A 24,829-nucleotide genomic window follows, 5' to 3' on the forward strand; every position below is an offset into this window, starting at 1 on the left:
GGCTGGCTAACCTGGCCCGGTGACCATCGAGTTGACGCTCCTGTCCGCCGTCTCCCACCGCGGCCGGGAGATCACCGCGCCCCGGCTGCGGGGGCTGCTCGCGCTGCTGGCCGGCGAGCTCAGGGCGGGGTGCGGCACGGCCCGGCTGGTCGAGGGGCTGTGGCCGGAGGAACGGCCCGAGAACCCGGCCAAGGCCCTGCAGATCCTCGTCTCGCGGGCCCGCCGCCGGCTCGGCGCCGACGTCATCGCCAGCACTCCCACCGGCTACCGGCTCGCCCTGCGCGAGGACCAGGTCGACACCGCCGCCGCCCGGCTGTTCGCGGCCGCGGCCGCCGAGAAGAGCCGCGCGGGGGACCACGCGGGCGCCCTGGCGGAGGCCGAGGAGGGGCTCGCGCTGTGGGACGACGCCCCGGCCGTCGAGGAACCCCCTCTCGGTGACCCGGTCGCCGAGCTGCGCGCCGAGCACGCCGGCACCCACCGCGCGCTCGTCCGCTCCCGTGCCCTCGCCCTCGCCCGCACCGGCCGCCGCGAGGAGGCCGTCGGTCCGCTCACCGACCTGGCCGCCGCACGGCCGCACGACGAGGAAGTCCTGCTGGAGCTGATGCGCTGCCGGACCGCCACCGCGGGACCGGCCGCCGCCCTCGCCACGTACGACGTCCACCGCCGCCGGCTGCGCGACGAACTCGGCACCGACCCCGCACCCGCCCTCCAGGAACTGCACCAGGAGCTGCTGCGCGGCGAGGCCCCGGCCGTCCGGCGCGGGGTGCCGCACGAACCCAACCCGCTGCTCGGCCGGGACGCCGACGTCGCCGCCGTGACCCGCCTGCTGCACGGCGCCCGCGTCGTCTCCGTCGTCGGCGCCGGCGGTCTCGGCAAGACCCGGCTCGCGGCCGCCGTCGCCCGGGACGCCGAACAGCGGGTCGTGCACCTGCTGCCGCTCGCCGGTGTCCGCCGCGACGCGGACGTCGCCGCCGAGGTCGCCTCCGCGCTGGGCGCCGGCGAGAGCCTGCGGCCCGGCGTCGGGGGCGACGCGGTCACCGGGATTCTGGCCGCCCTGGGTTCCGGGCCCGCGCTGCTGGTCCTGGACAACTGCGAGCAGGTCGTCCAAGGCGTCGCCGACCTCGTCCAGGCGCTGGTGTCGCGGACCAGGGACCTGCGCGTCCTCACCACCAGCCGCGCCCCGCTCGGCCTGTCCTCCGAGACCGTCCATCCCCTGCCGGAACTCGATCTCGCCACCACCGTCGAGCTGTTCGAGCAGCGGGCCCGCGCCGCCCGCCCCGACGCCGAGCTGCCCGCCGACACCGTCGCCGCCCTCTGCCGCCGCCTCGACGGACTGCCGCTCGCCGCCGAACTGGCCGCCGCCCGGGTGCGGGTGATGTCGGTCGCCGAGATCGCCCGCCGGCTCCAGGACCGGTTCGCGCTGCTGCGGGGCGGGCGGCGGGACGCACCCGAACGCCACCGCACCCTGCACGCCGTCGTCGACTGGAGCTGGAACCTCCTCGACGAGCGCGGGCGGTCCGCGCTGCGCGCCCTGTCCGTCTTCCCGGACGGCTTCACGGCCGGGGCGGCGGAGCAACTCGTCGGCGATCCGGACGTGCTGGAGATCCTGGAGGACCTCGTCGACCAGTCCCTGCTCAAGGTGACCGAGCTCAAGGTGACCGACACCGCGACCGGCACCCGCTTCCGGATGCTGGAGACGGTACGGGAGTTCGCCGCCGCGCACCGGGAGGGAGCCGGGGAGGACGCGGCCGTCACGGAGCGGTTCCTCGGCTGGGCACGGGAGTTCGGCGTCGCCCACCACGACGCGCCCTTCGGGGCCGAGCCGTTCGCGTCCTGGCGGCTCCTGCGCGCCGAGCAGGACAACCTCGTCCACGCCCTACGGCGGGCGCTCGGCCTCGCCGACCAGGACACCGTCGTCGCGGTCACGGCCGTCCTGGGCAGCCTGTGGTCCACCGAGGCGGGCGCCAACCACGCCCGCCTCCGCGCCCTCACCGAGGACACCGCACCGCTGCTCTCCCACTACCGGCCCGCCCCCGGACACGTGGAACCGGCGCGCACGGCGGCCGCCCTGCTGGCCGCCAACTCCCTGCTGGGCCTCGGCCCCGGCGCCGGGCGGGTCCTCGTCACGCTGCGCCGCCTGCCGCCCGCCCCGCCGGACACCGTCATCCGGGCCGTGGCCACCGTGCTCAGCGCCCTCCCCGAGGTGCTCGCGCCCGGCGGCCGACCCGTCCTCGACGCGCTGTGCGACAGCGACCGGCCCCTGCTCGCGGCCATCGCCAACGGCGTCGCCGGCTACGTCGACGAGCACGACCGGGACCCCGAGCGGGCCCTCACGGCCGCCCGCCGGATGCTCGACGCGGTCGCCGGGCAGGACATCCCGCTGCTCCGGATCTGGCCGCGGGCCCGGTTCGCCGAACTGTGCCTGCAGACGGAACGCGGAGCGGAGGCGATCGGGCCGATGAAGGCCGCCCTCGAAGCCCTCGAGGAGTTCGGCGAGTGGACCGACACGATCGGACTGCGCTGGGGCATCATGCTCGCCAGTCTGCAGGCCGGGGAGATCGACGAGGCGGAACACTGGCTGGAGCAGGCACTGCGGCACCAGCCCGAGGGCGCCGTCTCCGATCCCTTCACCCCCGACCTGGGAGCCCGCGCTGAGATGGCGCTCGCGCGCGGCGACATCGAGACCGGACTCGGCCTGTGGCGCCGGGCCCTGGACCGGCTGGCGCACACCGCCGACCCGGCACCCGGCGGGGAACCGGTGATGGAGGCCTGGGGACCCGAGCTCCAGGCGGTCGCCGTGACCGCCCACGCCCGCCACGGCCGCACCGACCTCGTCGACCGGGTCCTCGCCGGCTTCCCCGGCCGCGTCACGCACCTGCTGACCCGCTCCCCGGCCGCCCGGACCGCGTACCTCCCGCTGTGCGGCGCGCTGCTGCTCGCCCTCGGCACGGCCGACCTGGCGCGGGGGGACACGGGCGGCGTACGGCTGATCGCGCTCGCCGAGCGGCTGCGGTACCTGCGCAACTTCCAGCCCACCATGTCCCTGGCCCGGGCCCGCGAGGACGCCCGGAACGCCGACAGGGCGACGTACGAGGACGCGGTGTCCCGGTACGCCGCCCTGGACGACGACGGGTTGTGCGAGGCCGTGCTCGGCCTGGTGCGGCAGCGGGTCACAGACTGACCGGGAGCGCCAGCAGGTGGAAGCCGTCGCCGGGCCAGTGCCCGAAGGCGAGTTCGGTCCGGTCCACGGCGAGCTTCGGGGCGGTGGGCCGCCGAACCACCAGCTCGTCGAGGACGACGCCCGTCACCAGCCGGCCGAGGGCCGCGCCGATGCAGTAGTGCGGGCCGTGCCCGAAGGCGAGATGACCGTCGCCCCGCCCGAACTCCCTTGACACGTCGAGGCGTTCGGGGCAGTCGTAGGCGGCCGGATCGTGGTCGGCGGCGAACAGCGCGACCGTCACCGCCTCGCCCTTCCTCAGGAGGGTCCCGGCGAACTCGAAGTCCTCGGTGGCGTACAGGGTGGCGCCCATGCGCACCAGCGTGACGAACCGCAGGAGTTCGGGCACCGCCCGGCCGAGCAGCTCCGGCTCGGCGCGCAGCCGCTCCAGCTGGTCGGGGTGGTCCAGCAGGGCGAGCATCGCGTGCGCCAGGAACAGGGCGGGCGGGGTGATGCCGGTGTTGACCAGCAGGAAGAAGACGGTGACGATCTCGTCGTCGGTCATGCCGCCGTCGGCCAGCAGCGCCGACACCAGGTCACCGGCGGGCTCGGCCCGGCGCCGGGCGACCAGGTCCTTGGTGTACTCCACGAGCGCGCCGAGCCCTTCGAGGACCCGGCTGCCGTCGCCGTACGCGAAGTCCCGGATCCAGCCGCAGACCCTCTCCTGGTCGCCCGCGTCCACACCGACCAGCGCGCAGATCACGGCAGTGCTCAGCGGATAGGCGAACTCGCCCAGCAGATCGGCCTGTTCCCGCCCGGCGAGGGTGTCGGCCAGGTCCCGCGCCGTCTTCTCCACGAAGGGGCGCAGGGCGGCCACCCGGCGGGCGGTGAAGGCCCGGGTGAGGGGGCCGCGCCGTCTGCTGTGCTCGTCGCCGTCGAAGAGGGCGAGGTGGCCGGAGAGGTACCGGGCGTACTCGGGCGGGAGGCCGTCGGCGCCCTGGGCCAGCAACTCGGCCTGGGGGTCGGGCATGGCGGAGCCGGAGACCGTCGACCGGTCCCGGACCAGGCGCGGTTCGGTGAGCGCGGCCTTCACGTCCTCGTGCCGGGTGACCAGACGGACGGGGGTGCTCAGGCCCGGCAGGACGACATGGCCGAGGCCGGGGCGGGAGCGCAGGGCGGCGTAGGCGCCGACGGGGTTCTCGACGAGTTCGGGGGTGAGGGAGACGGCGTCCATGGCGACTGCCTTTCGGTAGAGGGAGGTTCAGCGGGGGTCGCGGTCGAAGAGGCGGAGCGACCACACGAAGCCGAGGACCGCGATCGCGAGGCTCCACGCCACCGCCATCCAGCCGTTGTGCCCGATCGGCGTGCCGGTGAGCAGGCCGCGCACGGTCTCGATGACCGTGGTGAAGGGCTGGTACTCGGCGAACCAGCGGATCCAGGACGGCATCGAGGAGACCGGCACGAAGGTGCTGCTGACGAAGGGCAGCAGGAAGGAGATCGGCAGCGGGGCGTTGCTGGCTCCCTCGGGCGTCCTGCTGATCAGCCCCAGGGCGACCGAGAGCCAGGTCAGCGCGAGGACGAAGAGGACGAGCAGACCGCAGGCCGCCAGCCACTCCGCGGGGCCCGCGTCGGGCCGGAACCCGATGGCCAGGGCGACCGCCGTGACCAGGGTCAGGTTGACGACCGTCTGGATGACACTGCCGACCACATGGCCCACCAGGATCGACGCCCGGGAGATCGCCATGGTGCGGAAGCGGGCGACGATGCCCTCGGCCATGTCCGTGCACACGGCGACCGCGGTCGGCACCGACCCGGTGCCCGCCGTCATCAGCAGGATGCCGGGGACGAGATAGGCGAGATAGGCGGTGCGGCCGCCGCCCTGGCCGATTCCGGCGCCGAGCGCGGAGCCGAAGACGTACACGAAGAGCAGCAGCAGGAAGACGGGGATGAGCGCGACCTGGAGCGTCATCGAGGGGTAGCGGCGGGCGTGCAGCAGATTGCGCCGCAGCATGGTGAGGGAGTCGCGCAGGTGCGGGGTCGCGGGCTGGACGGCACTGCTCATCGGCTCTGCACCTTCTCGTGCTCGGGGCGGCCGGTGACCGCGAAGAAGACGTCGTCGAGATCGGGGGTGTGGACGGTGAGGGAGTCCACGGCGACACCGTGGGCGTCCAGGACGTCCAGCAGGGCGCGCAGGGTGTGCACGCCGCCGTCGCCCGGCACCTGGAGGGTGAGCGCCTCGTCGTCGCGCAGACCCAGGTCCAGCACCCGGGCGGCGCGGTCGAGTTCGGCCGGGTCGAGGAACCGGAGGCGCACATGGCCGCCGGGGACGAGACGCTTGAGCTCGTCGGGCGTGCCCTCGGCGACGATCCGGCCGCCGTTCAGCACCGCGACGCGGTCCGCGAGCTGGTCGGCCTCCTCCAGGTACTGCGTGGTGAGGAAGACGGTGACCCCGCCGGCGACGAGCTCGCGCACGATCCCCCACACCGCGTGCCGGGAGCGCGGATCCAGCCCTGTGGTCGGCTCGTCGAGAAAGATCACGTGGGGCGAGCCGATCAGCGTCATGGCGATGTCGAGGCGCCGCCGCATGCCGCCGGAGTAGGTGGCCGCCGGCTTCTTCGCGGCCTGAACGAGGTCGAAGCGGGCCAGCAGTTCGGCGGTGACGCGGCGGCCCTCGGCGCGGGGGAGGTGGTGCAGGTCCGCCATCAGCGCCAGGTTCTCCTCGCCGGTGATCAGCTGGTCGACGGCGGAGAACTGGCCGGTGACGCCGATCGCGGCGCGCACGGACTGCGCTGCCGCGCGCACGTCGTGCCCGGCGACGCGGGCCTCGCCGGCGTCGGCGCGGATCAGGGTGGAGAGGATCTGGACGGTGGTGGTCTTGCCGGCGCCGTTGGGGCCGAGCAGCGAGAAGATCGTGCCGCGCGGGACCGAGAGGTCGATCCCGTCGAGGACGACCTTGTCGCCGTACGCCTTGCTCAGGCGGGTGACCTCGATGGCCGGTGTCGTGGTCTGGTTCATGCCGCAGAGCGTGCCGGGGGCCGGCTTCAGGGCGGCTTCACGGCGGTTTCAGCGGGGGGCCGCGGGCTGAAACCGGGGGCGCGTGCGCAAGGGCGGGCCGCCGGCAGGGAGTCCGGCGGCCCGCCCGCTGGGGGTGGGGGAGGAAGGGTCAGCCGACGTCGGAGGCGTCCAGGCGGTACAGGCCGCTGTACGCGCTCACCGCCGTGCCGTGCTTCTTCACCCAGGTGGCGATCTCGGAGTTGGTGGACTGGCCGCCGTTGCTGCTGACCACGACGTAGTGCAACTTGCCCGACTTCACCAGGGACTTGAGCTTGGCGAGGGTCATCGCGTTGTCGCTGCCGGACCAGCCGCCCATGGAGATCACCGGCTGACCGGACTCCAGGATGATCGAGGACGCGGTCTGGTCGGTGGCCACGGCGACCAGCCAGGTGGCGCCGTCCTGGTGCTTCTTCAGGTACGAGACCATCGCGGAGGAGACCTCACCGCCCATGCCGCCGGCGGTACGACCGCTCTGCGACTGGCTGTTGCTGTTGTTGCTGCTACTACTGCTGTTGCTGCCGCTGCCGCTGCCGCTGCTGCTGCCTCCCGTACCGGACGGCGGCTGCCCCATGGACTGCCCACCGGTGCTGCCCGATCCGCTCGGCGCGCTGCCACCGGGCTTGCTTCCGCTCGGACCTCCGCCCATGCCGCCGCCCATCCCGCCACCCGTGTTCGGGCCGGCCGTCGGATTGGTGCCGTTGGTGCTCGCGGTGGTCGCCGCCGAGACCGAGTAGGCGGCAGGACCGGCGAGCAGCGCCACGATGGCCGTCAGCGCCGCGAGACCGACCAGCTTCCGCCGCCGCGTGAACCGCCCGGCCACCAGACCGAGCACCGCCGCGGCGCCGGCGAGCGCGACCACGACCTCCGCGACCGTGTACAGCGTTCCGGAACCGGATGCCCGCCGCAGCAGGACGACCGCCCAGACCGCGCTGACCGCCACCGCACCCGGCAGCACCCAACCCCATGTCGCCGAACCCTCCTTGAAGGCGCGGTACAGCATCACCCCGCCCGCGCCGGCCAGCGCGGCGATACCGGGGGCCATGGCGGTGACGTAGTACGGGTGGAAGGTGCCCTCGGCGAGGGAGAAGGTCAGGTAGTGCAGGACGAACCAGCCGCCCCACAGCATCAGCGCGGCCCGCCTGGCGTCCGTGCGCGGCGCCCGGCCGCGCAGCACCAGCGCGCCGGTCAGGGCGATGGCCGCGAAGGGGATCAGCCAGGAGATCTGGCCGCCCATGATCTCGTTGAACATCCGGTAGAAGCCAGCGGTGCCGCCGAAGCTCGCCCCGTTGCCCTGCGCGCCCACCGAGGAACTCGCCCCGAAGATACGGCCGAAGCCGTTGTAGCCGATGACCAGGTCCCAGACCGTGTTGTCGGTCGAACCGCCGATGTAGGGACGCGAGGACGCCGGGATCAGGTCGACGACCACCATCCACCAGGCGCTGGAGACCACCAACGCCACCGTGGCGACGGCCAGGTTGCGGATCCGGCGGCCCAGCCCGCACCGGGCCGCCCACACGTAGACCAGGAAGAACGCGGGCAGGACGACGTACGCCTGCATCATCTTGGTGTTGAACGCGAAGCCGATCGCGACCGCCGACCACACCAGCGGCATCAGCCGGCCGGTCCGCACCGCCTTCAGCAGCGCGGCCGTCCCGAGCAGCATCAGGAAGACCAGGATGGGGTCCGGGTTGGTGTCGCGGTTGATGGCGACCGTGATCGGGGTCAGGGTGAGCGTGAGGGCCGCGATCGTGCCCGCCACGACCCCGAAGTCCCGCTTGACCATCCGGTACAGCAGCGCCACCGATCCGGTGCCGACGGCCACCATCGGCAGCATCAACTGCCAGGTGCCGTAACCGAACACGCGGGCCGACAGGCCCATCACCCACAGCGCGAACGGCGGTTTGTCGACCGTGATGAAGCTGCCGGAGTCCAGCGCGCCGAAGAAGAACGCCTTCCAGCTCTTGGTGCCGGAGTAGACGGCCGCGTCGTAGAAGGTGTTGCCGGTGATGGAGGTCAGGTTCCAGGCGTACAGGGCCGTGGCCAGCACCAGGATCGCCCACAGCGCCGGGCGGGCCCAGCGGGGGTCCTCGGGGGCGCCGGTGAACAGCCTCCTGATGCGGGAGGCGGGCGGGGTCGAGGCCCGATGCCTGCCCTCCCGGGCCGGCGCGGGAGGCGGGGCGAGGGTCGTCATGACGCGTTCTCCAGTTCGCTCATGGCCATGACGATCGGGGCCGTCGCTGTGAACTCGCTGAGCCGGCGCTGAGGGAGAGTTGAGAATCAGTGGACTCACAGGTCGGTCACAGAGTGATACCGCCTCGCTGCATACCGGTTTTCGCCAGGTTCCCGACTGAATTCGGAAACACATACGGTCTAGAATCTGCACCCAACGATCCAGTCCCGAAGGGCGTTCGGCGTTTTGATACGGATAGATTCAGTCACCAAGCGCTACCCCGATGGCACGGTGGCGGTCGACAACCTCTCCCTGGAGATACCCGACCGATCCATCACGGTCTTCGTGGGCCCGTCGGGCTGCGGCAAGACGACAACTCTGCGCATGATCAACCGGATGATCGAGCCGAGCGAGGGCACGATCACGATCGACGGCAAGGACATCACCCAGCAGCCGGTGAACACGCTGCGCCGGTCGATGGGGTACGTCATCCAGAACGCGGGCCTCTTCCAGCACCGCACGATCATCGACAACATCGCCACCGTGCCCCGCCTGCTGGGCTGGGACAAGGCCAGGGCCCGGGCGCGCGCCCGCGAGTTGATGGAGCGGGTCGGCCTCGACGGATCCCTCGCCAAGCGGTACCCCTACCAGCTCTCCGGCGGCCAGCAGCAGCGCGTCGGCGTGGCCCGGGCGCTCGCCGCCGACCCGCCGGTCCTGCTGATGGACGAGCCCTTCTCCGCCGTCGACCCGGTGGTGCGCAAGGGCCTCCAGGACGAACTCCTGCGCATCCAGGACGAGTTGGGCAAGACCATCGTCTTCGTCACCCATGACATCGACGAGGCCGTGAAGATCGGCACCATGGTCGCCGTGATGCGCACCGGCGGCCATCTCGCCCAGTTCGCCCCGCCCGCCGAGTTGCTGACCGACCCCGCAGACGCCTTCGTCGAGGACTTCCTCGGCGCCGACCGGGGCATCCGCCGCCTGTCCTTCTTCTCCTCGGCGGGCCTCGACCTGCTGACCACCCCGATCGTCGCCGTCGACGCCACCGCCGAGCAGATCGCCGCCCGCACCTCCAAGGACGTGCCCTACCTCCTCGTCACCGACGTCGACGGCAGGCCCCTCGGCTGGAGCGAGCCGGCCACGCTGACCGCCGGGTCGGTCGACCCGGCCCGACTCCTCTCCCACGGCCGCCCCTTCGAGCACGGCAAGGAGTCCCTGCGCGCCGCCCTCGACGGCGCCGTGCTCTCGCCGACCGGCTGGGCCGTCGCCGTCGGCGCCGACGGCCGGGTCACCGGCGTGGTCTCGCAGCAGACCATCGGCGAGGCCATCCGCGCCGCCCACGCAGAGGGCCGTACGGAAAAGGTCGCCGGATGAGCGGCGGCCTCTTCGACATCCCGAGCGACCTGCAGAACACGTACTGGGGCCTGGTCGGACTGCATCTGCGCGAGGCGCTGATCCCGGTCGCCGTCGGCCTGGTGGTGGCGCTGCCCGTCGCCCAGCTCTGCGTGCGGCTGAGATGGCTGTACCCGCCGGTGCTGTGGGTGACGACCGTCCTCTACGCCATCCCCTCACTGGCCTTCTTCGTCGTGCTCATCGACTACACCGGCCAGACCGAGACCACCGTGATGATCCCGCTGGGCGTCTACAGCCTGGTGGTCTTCGTCCCCGCGATCGTGGACGGCGTCCGCTCGGTCCCGCAGGAGACCCTGGACGCGGCCACCGCGATGGGCCTCGGGCCCGTACGCCGCTACTTCCAGGTCCAGTTGCCCATCGCCGCGCCCGCCATCATCGCCGGCCTGCGCGTGGCGACCGTCTCCAGCATCTCCCTCGTCAGCGTCGGCATGCTGATCGGCAACCAGGGCGGGCTCGGCAACCTCCTCAACGACGGCATGATCTACCACCAGAACCGCCTGATCTGGCTGTCCGTGATCGGCACGGCCGTCCTCGCCATCCTCGCGGACGCCCTGCTGGTCCTCGTGCGCGTCCTCGTCACCCCCTGGATGCCGCGCGGAAACCGCACACCCCGCCCCGTCGACGAACCCGAGCCCCTGCAGGCCGCCCTGGAGGACGCCGTCCGATGAACGTCCTCCACTTCATCAACAACTTCTTCAGCGACAGCGCCCACTGGCACGGCTACGACGGCATCCCCACCCGGCTGCGCGAGCACATCCAGTACTCCCTGATCGCCCTCGCCATCGCGGCCGCCATCGGCCTGCCGGTCGGCCTGCTCACCGGCCACACCGGCCGGGGCGGCAACACCGTCGCCTTCATCGCCACCGCGGGACGCGCCCTGCCCAGCTTCGGCCTGCTGGTGCTGATGTTCGTCCTGCTGGGTCTCGGCCTCACCCCGGTGATGATCCCGCTGGTCGTGCTCGCCGTACCGCCGATCCTGGTCACCACCTACGAGGCGGTGCGCTCCGTCGACCCGTCCCCCGTGGACGCGGCCCGCGGCATGGGCATGGCCGAGTCACGGGTCCTCTTCCAGGTCGAACTCCCCGTCGCCCTCCCCCTGATCCTCAGCGGCCTGCGCTCGGCGGCCATCCAGATCGTCTCGACGGCCACGATCGCGGCCTACGTCTCCCTCGGCGGCCTCGGCCGCTACATCGTGGACGGCCTCTACCAACGCAACTACGAGAAGGTGGTGGGCGGAGCGACCCTGGTGGCGGTACTCGCTCTGCTGGCACTCGGGTTCTTCTGGCTGGTGGCGAGGTTCACCGTGTCACCGGGGGTACGCCGAAGCGCCCGCTGAGGGGCGCGGGGCTGTGCTCGATGTGCGGCTACCGCCGCGCGGGCGCGACAAGCCCCCACCGGCCCGCGGTTGACCACGAGCCGATGGGGGCTTGTCGCAATGTCATCCTCCGCTGCGCGCCAACGCCTGCTCCAGCACAACCAGCAGAGCGTCCCGCACGGACCCCCGCTCCCGCGCGTCGAACACCACCACCGGCACCCGCTCGGCGACGTCCAGCGCCCAGCGGACCTCCTCCAGCGTGTGCTCGACCTTCCCGTCGAACGCGTTGACGGCGACCGCGAACGGGATCTGCTTGTGCTCGAAGTAGTCCACGGCGGCGTAACAGTCGTCGAGCCGGCGGGTGTCGACGATGACCAGCCCGCCCACCGCGCCCTCGACGATGTCGTCCCACATGAAGCCGAACCGCTCCTGACCGGGCGTGCCGAACAGGTACAGCTTCAGCGTCGGGTCGATGGTGATGCAGCCGAAGTCCATCGCCACCGTGGTGGTGGTCTTGCGCGGCGTGTGGCTGAGGTCGTCCACGCCCGCCGCGACCTCCGTGATGGCGGCCTCGGTGGTCAGCGGCTCGATCTCGGAGATGGAGCCCACGGCGGTGGTCTTGCCCACGCCGAAGCCGCCCGCGATCACCAGCTTGACCGGCAGCGGCGGTGCTACGGCGGCCACCGGGGCGGCCACGGCGGGGGCGGCCGGTTCAGTCCGAGTCACGGAGAACCCCTCGGGAGTCGGGGATGGCACGCAGGGCCTCGATGACCCTGCGCAGGACGGAGGCGTCGTGGGTGACGCCGGAGTCGGGCACGTGCACCGTCAGATGGCCGGCGGCACGCAGGTCCTCGGTGAGGACCCGGACCACGTTGAGGTGCAGCCGCAGCCGGGCCGCGAGTTCCGCGACGGACTGCGGCCGCCGGCAGGCGGCGACGATGTCGTGCTGCTCGAAGGTGAGTTCGTCGAGCACGAGGAGACCCTCGGCGGTGGCCACCACCTGGGTCTCCACCGGCACCGGCCGGTCGGACGCGGTGGGCGCGACCCGGCCGGCGGTGACCAGGAACGGCCGTACGGCGGGGGCGGGCCCGACCGGGTCCGGGTCGTCCGGCGGTGGGGAGCCGTCCGCCATGGGGTGTCTTCCTCCTCGATCGCGCCCTCAGGACGTAGTCCCGGGGGCGGCAACCGGTCAGCGCGCGGATGCCGCGCCGACGCTGTTCTTGAGCTGGAGCACCAGCTGGGGGCTGAGGGCGCTGCCGGCCCGGTTGGCGAACAGCGTCATCTCGTAGGCGATGTTGCCCAGCTTGGCCTCCTTGTCGGTGACCACGCCGAGCACGGCGCCGCTGCCGATGGCGGAGACCAGGACATGACCGCCCTCCAGGTCGATGATGACCTTGTTGAGGGCGCCCAGTCCGTAGTTGCCGGAGGCGCCGGCGGCCAGGGACGTGATGCCGGAGACGATCGCGGCCAGCCGCTCCGAGTCGGCGTGCTCACGCAGCTCGGAGACGGCGATGAGCAGTCCGTCGGAGGAGACGGCGATGGCGTCCACGACGCCCGCGGTCTCGGTCGCGAAGCGGTTCAACAGCCAGGTGAAGTCGGCTGCCGCGGCCTGCAGTTCGGCCGGCGTGGTGGCTCCCGCGGGGGGAGTGTCACCTGTCGACGTGCTCACTGCTCGGCTCCTTCCGGGAGGTGGTTCTGGTCGTGCGGATCGGTGGTCCGATGGGCGGCACCGGGCGAGGCGCCCGCACCGCCGGCGTTGCCGTCGGCTGCGACGGCACTGTCGCGGTTGGCCCGTTCCACGGCGGCCTCGAACTCGTCGAGCGCGTCGCGGACGGCGTCCGCGTCGGCGGGCCGGGCGGCCTGCCGCGCCGCGTGCTGGGCGGCGGCGTCGACGGTCGTCCGAAGGGTCGCGCCCTTCACCCGCCGCCGCAGCGGACGGGTGGAGCCGTCACCGGGGAACGCCGGGCTCGCGCCGCCGCTCGTGTCCTCGGGGGACAACGCCGTCTCGCCGCCCGGGGCCGCGCCCGACGATACCCAGTCGCCGGCACCGGGACGACGCGCGGGGCTCGCGTCCTCGCTCCAGCGGGAGCGGGTCGGGCTCGCGGGCTCGTGGGACGCCGGGGCGTCGGTCCACCGGGAGGGCGTCTCACCGACCGCCTCGTGCGCGTGCGCGCTGTCCTCGGACCGGAGCGGTTCGGTGTCCCTGGCCCAGCTCGGGCGGCTCGCCTCCTTCGCCCCGGACTGCGGCGGTGCCTCGCTGCGGGCCTGGGGGATGAAGGGGGCACGTTCACCGGCGGGTTCGGCTGCGGGAGCAGGGGCGTCGAGCGGGGCCGCCGGCCGGGACGCGGAGGCGTCCGTGCCCGTCGGGATCTCGCGGCGCGGCACGCGGCGGGGCAGCGGGCCCGGCTGAGCGCCCCGCGCGGTGCCGGACGACACCCGGGCGTTCTCCTCGACGGCGGACGAGGGACGGGGTCCGGACGCGGCTGCCGACGCCGAGGCGATGGAGCCCCGTCGGCCCGTCGAACCGCCGACGGCGACCTCCACCGGGCTCATCGCGAGCAGCAGCGACGGCGGCACCGTCACCTCGGCCGTCACACCGCCGCCCGGGGTGCGGGAGAGGTTGACCCCGACGTCCCAGCGTCGCGCCAGGGTGCCGACCACGAACAGGCCGAGCACCTTCGTCGGTACGACGTCCAGCCGCTCGCGGCGGACCAGCCGGGCGTTCTCCTCGGCGAGCCGGTCGGCGCTCATCCCGAGGCCGTGGTCGGCGATGACGATCGCCGCGCCGCCCGGCGCCTCCTCACCGGAGGTGTCCCGTACGTACACCTCGACGGGGCTGCCGGCGGGCGAGAACGACACCGCGTTCTCCAGCAGTTCGGCCACCATCAGCGTGAGGTCGCCGATGATGTCCGGCTCGACCATGACCTCGGTGCGCGCGTGCAGCCGTACCCGCTGGAAGCCCTCGATCTGGCCCAGCGCGGCGCGTACGACGTTGGTCAGCGCCGTCGGTCCGGAGTCCAGGACCGTCTCGCGGATGCCGGCCAGCAGCATCAGGCTGTCGGCGTTGCGGCGCAGCCGGACGGCGATGTGGTCGATGGAGTAGAGGCGCTCCAGCAGGGCCGGATCGGTCTCACCGCGCTCCACCGCGTCGATCAACGCGAGCTGACGGGTCGTCAGGTTGCTGACGCGGCGGCCCACGTTGCCGAACATCTCGGCGACGTTGCGCCGGCTGAGCACCTGGCGTTCCAGCAGGGCGATCGAGGTGGTCTGCACACGGTTGAACACCTCGGCCAGCTCGCCGATCTCGTCGTTCGCGGTGACCGGCATCTCCCGCAGCTTCGGCGGGCTGTCGTCCTCGGCGTCGTCGTCGGCGACCCGGGCCAGTTCGCGCCCGGCCACGTCGGCGACCTCCTGCGCGGCACCGGTGAGGGCCTGCACCGGCCGCACCACCGAGCGGCGCACCAGCACCGAGAAGGCGATCCACAGCGCGAAGCCGAGCAGACCGATGGCGAGCAGCAGTCCGGCCCGCCACTTCGCGTCGCTGGAGGCGCTGTCGGCGCGGTGGGCGATCTGGCCGATGAGCGAGGAGGTGATCTGCAGTCGGCCCTGCGCCTGTTCGGGGTAGGCGGGGTAGTCGCTGAGGGCGTCCTGGAAGGCGGCCTTGATCTCGGCGGGGGTGGTGGCCTGCAGGGTGCTGGGCGCGACCTGGAGTTCGGCGTACGCCTCGGAGATGTCCCGCATCGCGCTGGTGTGCTCGACGCCGTTGAGCTCGTCGGCCTGGTCGGCGGTGGCGAACCGGGCGAAGCGGTCGGCCTGGTTGCCGTAGAGCTCGTAGGCGCCGACGGCGGTGGTGAACTCGATGAGCGCGTTGGTGTCACCGGTCGTCGCCGAGAACACGCCGGTCTCGAAGGAGCCGTGCGCGGCGTCGGCGCGCAGCAGGGAGTCCAGGAGGTTGCCGGTGAAGGTCGCGGCCAGCTCGGGGTTGCGGTCCAGGCCGAGACCGTCGATCAGGGTCTTGGCGGCGTTGTCGTAGGCGGGGTCGATGTTGCTGGCGGGCAGATAGCTCTGCTCGACCGTGCCGCGCAGGCTGGTGAGGCCCTCGACCTCCTTCAGCGCCTGCGCCTCGCCGTCCGGCAGAGCCCCGCCGAAGACCGACCGCACCTTGGCGATCTGGTCGTCGACCGCCCGCTGTGCCTTGCGGTAGGCGGTCCGGGTGGCCTCGGCGCCCTTGCCGCCGGCCTCGTAGCGCACGGAGAGCAGGATCGCCAGCTGGTGCTCGCTCTCCACCTCGTTGACCAGGGTGGCCACCTGCTCGCTGTTGCGCACCAGGTCCGCCGCGGACGTGGCGTCCTGCGCCTGGCCGATCTGGTCGGCGATCAGATACGAGAGCAGGGCGGCTACGACGGCCAGCGGAACGCCGACCAGGAGGTTGAGCTTGCGCCGGAACGGCCACCGGTCGGCGAACCCCCGGATGCCGCCTACGGGCGACGGCGGGGCGGGCCGGGCGGTCGCGTCCACCTCTTTCGTGGACACCGGGCCTCCTTCGTGCGGTCTCGGTCGCGCGCGACGACGCGCCCTGACCGATTCTGATCGATGTCTGGATCATGAGGATTGGTGCGGATGACACCGCAGCGGCCCCCGCACACCGCTGTGACCGACGCCAACTTCGGTGAGACTACCGTCTCTTTGAATGGTCAAGCGCATCGCCCTACGTCAAGAATCCGTTACAAAGCGCCTCCGCTTCCGCTTCAGTCCGTTCACACTGCATTCACAACCGATCACGCATTGAGGCCAATTGGTGACCGGGCTGCTCTTGACTGAGGGAGAACCGGCTGGATTGGATCAGTGGCAACGCTTGCTTCTCATCAATCCCCCGAGTCCGGAACGGGAATCGTGACTTCCAACGCCCCACGCCCCAGGTCCTTCAGGAGCTACCCCGCGGCGGCCGTCGCGCTCGCCGCGACCACGGCCCTGCTGGCGGGATGTGGTTCCTCCTCGTCCTCCGACAGCACGTCCTCCGACCCGCTGCAGGGCGGCAAGTCGGACGGCAAGACCGTCGTCGTCGGATCCAACAACTTCCCCGAGAGCATCCTGATCGCCGACATCTACGGCGAGGCCCTGAAGGCCAAGGGTGTCAAGGTCACCTACAAGCCGAACATCGGCAGCCGCGAGACGACGTACGGACTGCTGAAGAACGGCTCCATCACCGTGCTGCCGGAGTACAACGGCGCGCTGCTGGCCTACCTCGACCCGAAGGCCACGCCGAAGACGGTGGAGGCCACGACGGCGGCCATCGAGGCCAAGCTGGACTCCAAGCTGACGCTTCTCGACCCGGCGTCCGCGCAGGACAAGGACTCGGTGACGCTCAACAAGGCCACCGCCGACAAGTACAAACTGACGTCCCAGTCCTCCATCGCGGACCTCAAGAGCATCGCGAAGGACCTGACCATCGGCGCCTCGCCGGAGTTCCAGACCCGGCAGCAGGGCCTGGTGGGCCTGAAGTCGGTGTACGGCCTGGAGTTCAAGGGCTTCAAGGCGCTGGACGCGGGCGGCCCGCTGACCCTGGCGGCGCTGAAGAAGAACACCGTGCAGGCCGCGGACATCTTCACCACGGACCCGAACATCACCAAGGAGAAGTTCGTCGTCCTGCAGGACCCGCAGAACCTGTTCGGCTTCGAGAACGTCCAGCCGCTCGTCTACAAGAGCGGGCTGTCCTCGGACGGTGTCGCCGCGCTGAACGCGGTCTCGGCCAAGCTCGACACCAAGGCCCTGCTCGAGCTGGACTCGCAGGTCCAGCTCGAGAACAAGGACCCGCTGAACGTGGCCAAGGCCTGGCTGAAGACGGCCGGCCTGAGCTGAGCCCCTTCGCACGATCCGGCGCGGGTGCCCCCTTCTCGGGGGCACCCGCGCCGCCGTTCGGTATCCGACGTGGAAGGTCGCGGCCTGCCGGTCGGTCGAGGTGGAGAGTCAGTTGACCGCCGCGGCGATCAACTGGTCCAGCAGCGCGATGAGTACGTCCCGGCACGAGCCGCGCTCCCGCGCGTCGCACAGCAGGACCTGGACGTGCTCGGGAAGGGCCAGGGCCTCGCGGATCTCCTCGGGCGGGTAGGGGTGTTCGCCGTAGAAACCGTTGACGCCCACGACGAAGGGGATGCCGCGGCGTTCGAAGAAGTCGATCGCGGCGAAACTGGTCTCCGGACGGCGGACGTCGATGAGCACGACCGCACCCAGCGCGCCGATCGCGAGGTCGTTCCACATGAACCAGAAGCGCTGCTGGCCGGGGGTGCCGAAGAGATACAGGACGAGGTCGTCGCCGATGGTGATCCGGCCGAAGTCCAGGGCCACGGTGGTGGCCTGCTTCTCCTCGATGCCCTCCAGGTCGTCGACGCCGAGGCCGGCGGTGGTCAGCCGTTCCTCGGTGCGCAGCGGCGCGATCTCGCTGACCGACCCGACCATGGTGGTCTTGCCCACGCCGAAACCGCCGGCGATCAGGATCTTGACCGTGTCGGGTGCCGACCGGGTGATGGTGTCAGAGTCGGCCAAGGCCGTCCCTCACTTTCTGCAACAGGTCCAGGTCCGGGGTCCGGGTCACCGGATGGGGCGGACGGAACGTGATCCGGCCCGACTCCAGGAGATCGCAGAGCATGATCACGATCACGCTCACCGGGAGGTCGAGCCGGGCGGCGAGTTCCGCGACGGCGATCGGCTCGGCGCAGTGGCGCAGGATGCGCTGCTGCTCCGGCTGAGGTCGGGTGGCCCAGGTCGGCGGCGGGTCCACCGCGGTAACCGTCGTGATGAGCGTGAAGTCGGCGCGGCTCGGCCGGGTGCGTCCGCCCGTCAGCGCGAACGGCCGTACCAGGCGGCCTGCCGTGTCGCCTCCGCCCACCTCACGCGCCGGAATCGACGGTGGGGCCGATACCGGCCCGTGGTGCGGCGCTGAGATGCTCACCGATCTTCTTGACGAGCATGTTCATCTGGTACGCCACGACGCCGACGTCGGCGCCCTGGCTGGTGAGCACGACGAGATGGGCGCCGGGCCCGGCGGAGGTGAGGATCAGATAGCTGTGGGCCATCTCGATCAGCGCCTGCCGCACCGGCCCGCCGCGGAAGTCCATGCTGACGCCCTTGCTGAGGCTCATCAGCCCGGAGGCGGTGGCCGCGAGCCGCTCGGCGTCGTCCCTCAGGAAACCGGTGGACTTGCTGACGACCAGGCCGTCCTCGGAGAGCACCACGGCGTGGTTCACCTCGGCGACCCGGTCCACAAGGCCGGTCAGCAGCTGATCGAGCGCGGTATGGGTGGCTGGGATGGGGCGTGTCATGACGTTTCCTTCGTCAGCGATCGGCGGGGGTGCCTGCGGCGGATGTACCGGGGGCGGGGCTGGATGCGTCCGTGTCGTCCGTGTCGTCCGTTACGGCGGCCTCCTCCTGGTCGTACTCCGTCGCGGCGCCCTCGTCACGTGCCCGGAGCGTCCCCCGCTGGAATCCCCCGAGCGAGGAAGCGGCATGCTCGGGGGTGAACTCCGCGAAGGGGCCCTGCTGTTCGCCGCTCGGGCCGTCCTCGAGGAGCTCGGCGACCAGACTGGTCTGCGGGACCCGCCGGGGGAGCGGGGCGAGCCCGGGCCGACGGGCGTGTCTGCCGGGCTGCCCGGCACGGTCCCCGGTGCCCGCCTCACGCTCGGCCTCACCGCCCCGCGCGGCGGCCGCGGCATGCCGGGCGTCCGACACCCAGCGCTCCTCCCCCGGATACCGAGCCCGTCCCGGACGCCCGGGAGCGGGCACGGCCCCTTCGGGGCGACCGGCACCGGGTACGGCCCTCTCGGCATGTCCGGTGGCGGGGACGGTTCCTTCGGGGCGCCCGGCCCCGGGTGCGGTCCCTTCGGCGCGTCCAGCCCCGCGTGCGGCCCCTTCGGGGCGTCCGGCACCCGGAACGGCCCCATCGACGCCCCCCGTACCGGGTACGGCCTCCGCGGGGCGTCCGCCCGTGGGGATGGCCCCCTCAGCGCGCCAGCCGGCGGATACGGCCTCATCCCCGCGCCCGGCGTCCCCCACGTCCTCGGTGCCGTAGGCGCCTGCCGTTGCCGCGTCTCCGGTGCCGTGGAGGCCGGTGTCCGTCGCGCCTGGGGTGCCGTAGGCGCCGGCCGTTTCCGCGCGTCCCGTGCCGTAGGTGTTGTTGTCCCCCGTGCCTGCGGCGCCGCCGTACGGGTCGGACGTGGGGCCGGTGCCGTGGACGCCGGTGTCTGTCGCCCCTGGGGTGCCGTAGTGGCCGGTCGTTGCCGTGGGGCCGGTGCCATGAAGGTCCGTGTCCGCCATGCCCCCGGTGCCGTAGGGGCCGTTGTCCGCCGTACCCCCGATGCCGTAGGCGCCGGTCGCCTCCGTGGGCCCGGTCTTCTCCGCGCGGGCGTGTTCCGTGCCGTTGAGGGCGCCGGGCTGCGGGCGTGGGCCGGGGGCCGTGCCGCCGCGCGTGTACGCGGCGTCCCCGGTCCGCGCGGTCGGCGTCCCGACAGTGCTCTCGTGCCACTCCGGCCCGTCCGTGCCGGTGACCCCGTCCCAGGCCTGTCCGGCGGACCGGGCCGGCTCCGGCACCTCGCGCACCACGATGTCGTGCGGCAGCAGGACGATCGCCGTGGTGCCGCCGTACGGCGACGGGCGCAGGGTGACGGCGATGCCGTGCCGGGTGGCCAGTCGGGCGATCACGAACATGCCGAGGCGCAGGTCGTCGGCGAGGGCGACCACGTCGAACTTCGGCTCCACCGCCAACTGGGCGTTGAAGGAGGCGTAGTCCTCCTCCGCCATCCCGAGCCCACGGTCCTCCACCTCGACGACCAGGCCCTTGGCGACCAGCGCGGCCCGGACACCGACCGGCGACGGCGCGGGCGAGTACGCGGTGGCGTTGTCGATAAGCTCGGCCAGCAGATGGATCACGTCGGCCACCGCCGGCGGCACCAGGTACACGTCCTCGTCGGTGTGCACCTCCACCCGCTGGTACTGGGCGACCTCCCCGACCGCGCTGCGCAGGATGTCGATCAGCGCGACCGGCTCCCGCCAGCTGCGCCGGGGCTGCTCCCCGCTGATGATGACCAGGTTCTCCTCGTACCGCCGCAACTGGCTGGCCGTGGAGTCCAGTTCGTACAGGCCCTTGAGGACGTCCGGGTCGGTGTGCTCGCGCTCCAGCGTGTCCAGCTTGGTCAGCTGCAGGTTCACCAGGTTCTGCGACTGCCGCGCGATACCGAGGATCACCTTCTGGAAACCCCGCCGGATGTCGGCGAGTTCGACCGCCGTGTGCACGGCCGTCCGCTGCGCCTTGTTGAACGCCCGCGCCACCTGGCCCAGTTCGTCACGGCCGTAGTCGAGCGGCGGGGTCGCCAGATCCGCGTCCACCGTCTCGCCCCGGTCCAGCCGCGCCACCACGTCCGGCAGCCGCTCCTCCGCCAGGCTCAGCGTGGCCTCCCTCAGGCCCCGCAGCCGGCGCGACAGCGAGCGGGTGATCCGCCAGGACATGCCCACGCACAGCAGCAGCGCCACCAGCCCGCCCGCGCTCAGCGACGCGGCCGTCACCAGCAGGCTGTGCGCCTTGTCCCCGCTGCGGTCCAGCAGCCCGGACGTCTGGGCCCGGATCATCCGGCCGTACTCGTCGCCGACCTTCGCGAAGGCCGCCGCCCACTGGTCGCGCGCGGCGGGCAGGGCCACCTTGCCGTCCGCGCCCGGCCGGGCCGCGAGCACCTTGTCCTCGATGCTCTGCACGCTCTGCCACTCGGCGCTCTGCAGGATCCGCTCGGTCTGGGTCTTGGCGCTGCCCTGCAGCGAGGGCACGATCTGGTCCTGGACCAGCCAGCGCCTGGTGTCGACCAACTGCGTGAAGGTCGCCCACGACTTGTCGGTCAGCCGGCCGGCCGGCCAGGCCAGGGTGAGCTGCGCGTCCTCCTGGGCGACCAGCTCCGCCGCGTGCTCCAGGGCGACCAGCGGACCGGCCTGCGAGGTCAGGTCGCCGTCGTCGACCTGGGACAGCTCCTGGAAGGCGTGGATCTGGTCGTCGATGATCGAGCTGTACTGGTCCAGCGCCTGCGCCGCGGTGATGTCGGTCGGGTCGTCCACCTGACCCCGGTAGTACTCGAGGCTGCCCACCGAACCGAGCACCGAGTACAGCCGGTCCGAGATGCGCGCCGGGGCCATCTTGATCGCGTCCGACTGGCCGACCAGTTTGCCGACCGCCCGGTCCGTCTCCTTGCGCTGCGTCTCCAGCGCGGCCCGCGAGCCGCGCGGGTCGCCGGCCAGCCAGGCCGCCGACAGACTGCGCTCCCGCTGCAGAGCGAGCGTCGCCTCGGTGCCCATCGCGCCGGTCGACCGGCTCAACTGCGTCTGCGAGCGCAGCCGCAGCCCCTCCGTGAACATCTGCGTCGTCGTCACGCCCCACATCGCGGCGAGGGTGACGCTGGGCACCAGGGCCAGCAGGATCAGCGACAGACGTATGGAGCCGAGACGGCGGGGCTGGGCACCTGTCCGTGGAGACATGGTCGTCCTAGGCGGTCAGCGGAGCGGAGCGGAGAGTGACGGGGGTGGCCGTGAGCAGGGCGAGAAGGGGTGCACAGGATGCTATCCGCACAAGTGACCGCACGCGCCACGGGTCTCCGGAATCTTTCGCGACATCGGCATACGAAATGTCGCGCACAGGGCGGCTCAGCGGGTCCCGCCGTCGGCGAACCGGGCGACGGAGGCGACGTTGGCCTTCGTCACGAACGCCGGGCCGGTGAGCACCGGCGAGACACCGCCGCCGCTGATGTTGCCGTTGGTCCGGTACAGCCACAGCCCGTCCACGGCGAGGTAGCCCTGCAGATACGGCTGTTGGTCCACCGCGAACTGCACGTCCCCGCTCTGCACGGCCTTGACCAGGTCCTTGTTGAGATCGAAGGTCGCGACCCTGGCACTGCTGCCGGCCGCCTGCACGGCCTTGACGGCCAGCAGCGCGAACTGGGCGCCGTTGGTGACCACTTCGTCGATGCTCGGGTCCTGCCGCAGCTTGGCGGTGATCGCGGCGGAGGTGGCGGTCGGGTCGGTGCCCTCCACGTAGAGGTTCTCGGTCTGGCCGCCGAAGGTCTTCTTCACTCCGGCGCAGCGGGCCTCCAGCCCCACGTTGCCGCGCTCGTGGATGACGCACAGCGCGTGCTTGGCGTCGAGGCCGTTGAGCTTGTCGCCGACGGCCCGCCCGGCCACGCTCTCGTCCTGACCGAAGAACTCCAGGAGCCCGTCCGGCCGCCATGAGTCGGTCCCCGAGTTCAGGCCCACGACGGGTATGCCCACCGACTTGGCCTGGGCGACCGGCCCCCGCATCGCCTGCGGTTTGGCCAGGGTCACGGCGATGCCGTCGACCTTCTCCCTGATGGCGTCGCGCACCAGCTCGGCCTGCCCCGCCCCGTCCGGGTCGCTGGTGTACGTCAGGTCGACGTCGTCCTTCGCGGCCGCCTCCTCGGCGCCCTTCTTCACCAGGTCCCAGAAGGCGTCGCCCTTCGCGCCGTGCGTGACCATGGCGATCCTGATACGCCCGCCGCTGCCGGCCTTGCCCGCGGAGCCGGCGTCGGACTCCGACTGACCGCCGAAGACGGAGCACCCCGTCACGAGAAGCCCGACGGCCACCGCGAGAGCGGCGACACGCACGGATCTGTGGGAGGCGGGAGGCGGGGGAGGAGTGTTCATGAGGGTGCGGCACCTCGCTGTGCGGCCGAACAGGAGAAACGGCGAGAGGAGCCCCCGGACGCCGCCCGGCCTGCCGTGCGCCGTCCGCGTGACTCTCGTTGGCCGGAGCCAATCGTGTGTGACCTCCGGTAGTCAAGTGAGCAGCCACTTTCAGTGAGTTGCCGCTGCCGCATCGTGATGTCCGCGGCCCCCCCGAGTACGGTGGGCCGCTTGCGGACCGGTCGGCCGAACAGTTCGTGTCAGAGCCGCGCGGAGATGAACTTCCTGACCTTGTCGGCCACGGCCTTCGAGCCGCCGTTCGAGGTGGTGATGGCCGAGACGTGGGCCTGCGCGGAAACGGCGCCCACCAGGACGAACTGCTGGCGGGGGTTGGCCTTCGCGGCGGCCTCCGTCGCTCCCCTCATGCCGGTGCCCACGGCGAAGATCAGGCCGCATTGGTGCTGCACGGCACCGTTGACGTACGGGAGCGAGCCCGTGGCATCGATGGTCGGGTCCGGGTAGCGCTGTGCGTTGACCTTGCCCGTGGCGGCGGCGCCCTGCATACCCTGCCAGGTCGCCCGGGTGAGAACGGCGTCGGTGGAGTTCGCGGGAGTATCCAGCAGACAGACGCGCAGATTGCGGGAGACGTTGGCGGCCCGTGGGGCGGAAGGGCCGGCGGGCAGGACGAGCGCGAGCACCACGGCGGTCAGCACGGCCAGTGCGACGACTGCGCCGCTCAGCGCAGGATGGCGGCGTGCCAGGGCGACGAGGCGGACGGCGGGAGAGGATGCTTGCATGGAAGTCCTTGGTGGGCGATGGGATCAGCGGGCGCGCGCAGTGCGCCGACGGTGACGGGCGAGGACGAGGGCGGCCGCCGTGAGGCTGGCCACCCCGGCACCGCCCGCCGCCCAGACCGTCGGCCCCCAGCCCCTTGCCGGACCGCGGTTTGCTGCGGGAGTGGCCGCGGAAAGCAGCGGGTTGGCGCGGGAGGCGGGTTCGGGTGCCCGCAGCGCCTTCAGCGGGTCCACGATGCCGTAACCCATTCGCTCATCGCGCCGGGATGTGCTCCCGGAACGGTCGGCGGTGTCGATGAGCCTGGCGACGATCTGCCCGGCACTCTCTTCGGGGTACCGGGAGCGCAGCAGCGCGGCCGTGGCCGCGACGTAGGGTGCCGAGTAACTGGTGCCGTCCTCGGTGAGGTGGCCACCGCTGCTCCTCGTGGAGTAGATGCCGACCGCGGGCCCGGCCAGGGCGACGTACGGGCCCGACTCGCTGGTTGGCCAGAAGCTTCCCTCGGGGGTGGTTCCGGAGACGGCGACGACGCCCGGGAAGCCCGCCGGATAGGTCACCGGATTCCCTGTGCGGCCGTTGTTGCCCGCGGCGGCTACGACGATGACGTCGTGCCGGACGGCGTAGGCGACGGCGTCACGCAGTTGCGGGTCGGCGCTAGTGGTGACCATGGACACGTTGATCACAGCGGCGCCGTGTCGAGCCGCGTAGACGATCCCCTCGGCCAGGGCGAGGGGATCCGCGGCAGCGCCGACGCTGACGCGGACCGGTAGGACGCTTGCCCTCGGAGCCAGGCCGGCTACAGCCCCGTCCGTGCCGTCGCCGGCGATGACCCCGGCGACGGAGGTGCCGTGGGAGTCACCGGAGAGGTCCACCTGCCCGGACGCGGCCTGGTGGGTGAGGTCCGTGCCCGGCAGTACCCGGCCGGTCAGATCCGGATGCCGGGCGTTGACGCCGGTGTCCACCACGGCCACGGTGACGTGCTCTCCCTGGCTCAGCGACCAGACCCGAGAAGCGTTGAAGTGCCGGGCGTCCAGCGGCCATTGCCCGGCGGCCGGCACGGGTGCCGACGGGGCCGACGCCGTGGACAGCGCCAGCAGCGACGGCAGGACGGCGTACGCCCAAGACCTGACAAGCCCCCGTGTCACATCCGCTCCCGCGCTTCCTCTGACGGAACATCAACTTTGCTCTGCCAAAGGTAGATTGACCGCCAAGCTGACATGGATCAGTCAAGACTGACTCATGAGATCTTCAAACTTGCGAG

The 24,829-nt window shown here is 72.1% G+C and carries 19 protein-coding genes and 1 pseudogene; 5 read left to right on the forward strand and 15 right to left on the reverse strand.

The features are described from left to right. Nucleotides 1-19: 19 nt before the first annotated feature. Nucleotides 20-3,181, forward strand: coding sequence for an ATP-binding protein (locus MKW14_RS10905; RefSeq protein WP_240861634.1), 3,162 nt, complete (start codon nucleotides 20-22; stop codon nucleotides 3,179-3,181). Here MKW14_RS10905 and MKW14_RS10910 read toward each other — a convergent pair. The 4 genes from MKW14_RS10910 to MKW14_RS10925 form a co-directional block, all read right to left on the reverse strand. Beyond that, the gene (locus MKW14_RS10910) at nucleotides 3,171-4,391 is read right to left on the reverse strand and encodes a cytochrome P450 (protein ID WP_240861636.1); all 1,221 of its coding nucleotides are present in this window, start codon (nucleotides 4,389-4,391) and stop codon (nucleotides 3,171-3,173) included. The two genes, MKW14_RS10905 and MKW14_RS10910, sit on opposite strands and share 11 nt — an antisense overlap. A gap of 27 nt (nucleotides 4,392-4,418) precedes the next feature. Further along, nucleotides 4,419-5,219, reverse strand: a complete 801-nt coding sequence (locus MKW14_RS10915) for an ABC transporter permease (protein WP_240861637.1) — start codon at nucleotides 5,217-5,219, stop codon at nucleotides 4,419-4,421. After that, nucleotides 5,216-6,172 carry an ATP-binding cassette domain-containing protein gene (locus MKW14_RS10920; RefSeq protein ID WP_240861638.1) on the reverse strand — a complete coding sequence of 319 codons (957 nt, stop codon included), beginning with the start codon at nucleotides 6,170-6,172 and terminating at the stop codon, nucleotides 5,216-5,218. Before MKW14_RS10920 ends, MKW14_RS10915 begins: the two co-directional genes overlap by 4 nt. 148 nt (nucleotides 6,173-6,320) lie before the next feature. Then, nucleotides 6,321-8,402 carry an ArnT family glycosyltransferase gene (locus tag MKW14_RS10925; protein WP_240861640.1) on the reverse strand — a complete coding sequence of 694 codons (2,082 nt, stop codon included), beginning with the start codon at nucleotides 8,400-8,402 and terminating at the stop codon, nucleotides 6,321-6,323. A 225-nt stretch (nucleotides 8,403-8,627) separates the two neighbouring features. Here MKW14_RS10925 and MKW14_RS10930 point away from each other — a divergent pair, with 225 nt between their 5' ends. From MKW14_RS10930 to MKW14_RS10940, 3 genes are read left to right on the forward strand one after another with little or no spacing between them, the layout of a single operon-like run. Continuing rightward, a complete protein-coding gene (locus MKW14_RS10930) occupies nucleotides 8,628-9,755 on the forward strand; it encodes an ABC transporter ATP-binding protein (protein WP_240861642.1) in 1,128 nt (375 codons plus the stop codon). Beyond that, nucleotides 9,752-10,462 (forward strand): ABC transporter permease, encoded by a 711-nt coding sequence (locus MKW14_RS10935; RefSeq protein WP_240861644.1) that lies wholly within the window; start codon nucleotides 9,752-9,754, stop codon nucleotides 10,460-10,462. The genes MKW14_RS10930 and MKW14_RS10935 overlap by 4 nt, the downstream gene beginning before the upstream one ends. Further along, nucleotides 10,459-11,130, forward strand: coding sequence for an ABC transporter permease (locus MKW14_RS10940; RefSeq protein ID WP_240861647.1), 672 nt, complete (start codon nucleotides 10,459-10,461; stop codon nucleotides 11,128-11,130). The genes MKW14_RS10935 and MKW14_RS10940 overlap by 4 nt, the downstream gene beginning before the upstream one ends. A 102-nt stretch (nucleotides 11,131-11,232) precedes the next feature. On the opposite strand, the gene MKW14_RS10945 is transcribed toward MKW14_RS10940, so the two are convergent. From MKW14_RS10945 to MKW14_RS10960, 4 genes are read right to left on the reverse strand one after another with little or no spacing between them, the layout of a single operon-like run. Next, on the reverse strand, nucleotides 11,233-11,835 hold the full coding sequence (locus MKW14_RS10945) for a GTP-binding protein (RefSeq protein WP_240861649.1): 603 nt from the start codon (nucleotides 11,833-11,835) through the stop codon (nucleotides 11,233-11,235). After that, nucleotides 11,822-12,241, reverse strand: a complete 420-nt coding sequence (locus MKW14_RS10950; protein WP_240861651.1) for a DUF742 domain-containing protein — start codon at nucleotides 12,239-12,241, stop codon at nucleotides 11,822-11,824. Before MKW14_RS10950 ends, MKW14_RS10945 begins: the two co-directional genes overlap by 14 nt. A 57-nt stretch (nucleotides 12,242-12,298) precedes the next feature. Beyond that, a complete protein-coding gene (locus MKW14_RS10955) occupies nucleotides 12,299-12,778 on the reverse strand; it encodes a roadblock/LC7 domain-containing protein (protein ID WP_133041590.1) in 480 nt (159 codons plus the stop codon). After that, nucleotides 12,775-15,642: a sensor histidine kinase gene (locus MKW14_RS10960; RefSeq protein ID WP_240861653.1), complete on the reverse strand. Its 2,868-nt coding sequence runs from the start codon at nucleotides 15,640-15,642 to the stop codon at nucleotides 12,775-12,777. Before MKW14_RS10960 ends, MKW14_RS10955 begins: the two co-directional genes overlap by 4 nt. A 360-nt stretch (nucleotides 15,643-16,002) precedes the next feature. Between MKW14_RS10960 and MKW14_RS10965 the strand changes: the two genes are divergently transcribed. Next, complete coding sequence (locus MKW14_RS10965; protein WP_240861655.1) at nucleotides 16,003-16,968, forward strand: ABC transporter substrate-binding protein; 966 nt, start codon at nucleotides 16,003-16,005, stop codon at nucleotides 16,966-16,968. Between the two features lie 108 nt (nucleotides 16,969-17,076). Here the strand turns inward: MKW14_RS10965 and MKW14_RS10970 are convergent, their stop codons facing one another. The 7 genes and pseudogenes from MKW14_RS10970 to MKW14_RS11000 form a co-directional block, all read right to left on the reverse strand. Beyond that, nucleotides 17,077-17,652 (reverse strand): GTP-binding protein, encoded by a 576-nt coding sequence (locus MKW14_RS10970; protein WP_240861658.1) that lies wholly within the window; start codon nucleotides 17,650-17,652, stop codon nucleotides 17,077-17,079. Then, the gene (locus MKW14_RS10975; RefSeq protein ID WP_133041599.1) at nucleotides 17,639-17,995 is read right to left on the reverse strand and encodes a DUF742 domain-containing protein; all 357 of its coding nucleotides are present in this window, start codon (nucleotides 17,993-17,995) and stop codon (nucleotides 17,639-17,641) included. The genes MKW14_RS10970 and MKW14_RS10975 overlap by 14 nt, the downstream gene beginning before the upstream one ends. A 1-nt stretch (nucleotide 17,996) precedes the next feature. Further along, nucleotides 17,997-18,428, reverse strand: a complete 432-nt coding sequence (locus MKW14_RS10980) for a roadblock/LC7 domain-containing protein (protein WP_133041600.1) — start codon at nucleotides 18,426-18,428, stop codon at nucleotides 17,997-17,999. 1,255 nt (nucleotides 18,429-19,683) lie between these two features. Then, nucleotides 19,684-21,618 (reverse strand): annotated as a pseudogene (locus MKW14_RS41240) (sensor histidine kinase); the annotation flags it as partial. A 165-nt stretch (nucleotides 21,619-21,783) separates the two neighbouring features. After that, complete coding sequence (locus MKW14_RS10990) at nucleotides 21,784-22,797, reverse strand: sugar ABC transporter substrate-binding protein (protein WP_240861661.1); 1,014 nt, start codon at nucleotides 22,795-22,797, stop codon at nucleotides 21,784-21,786. Nucleotides 22,798-23,036: 239 nt separating this feature from the next. Next, on the reverse strand, nucleotides 23,037-23,573 hold the full coding sequence (locus tag MKW14_RS10995; RefSeq protein ID WP_240861663.1) for a type 1 periplasmic-binding domain-containing protein: 537 nt from the start codon (nucleotides 23,571-23,573) through the stop codon (nucleotides 23,037-23,039). Between the two features lie 24 nt (nucleotides 23,574-23,597). Next, nucleotides 23,598-24,713 carry a S8 family serine peptidase gene (locus MKW14_RS11000; protein WP_240861665.1) on the reverse strand — a complete coding sequence of 372 codons (1,116 nt, stop codon included), beginning with the start codon at nucleotides 24,711-24,713 and terminating at the stop codon, nucleotides 23,598-23,600. Nucleotides 24,714-24,829: the final 116 nt, after the last annotated feature.

Origin of the sequence: Streptomyces gilvus (assembly GCF_022513565.1) — a bacterium.
Classification (GTDB): domain Bacteria; phylum Actinomycetota; class Actinomycetes; order Streptomycetales; family Streptomycetaceae; genus Streptomyces; species Streptomyces gilvus.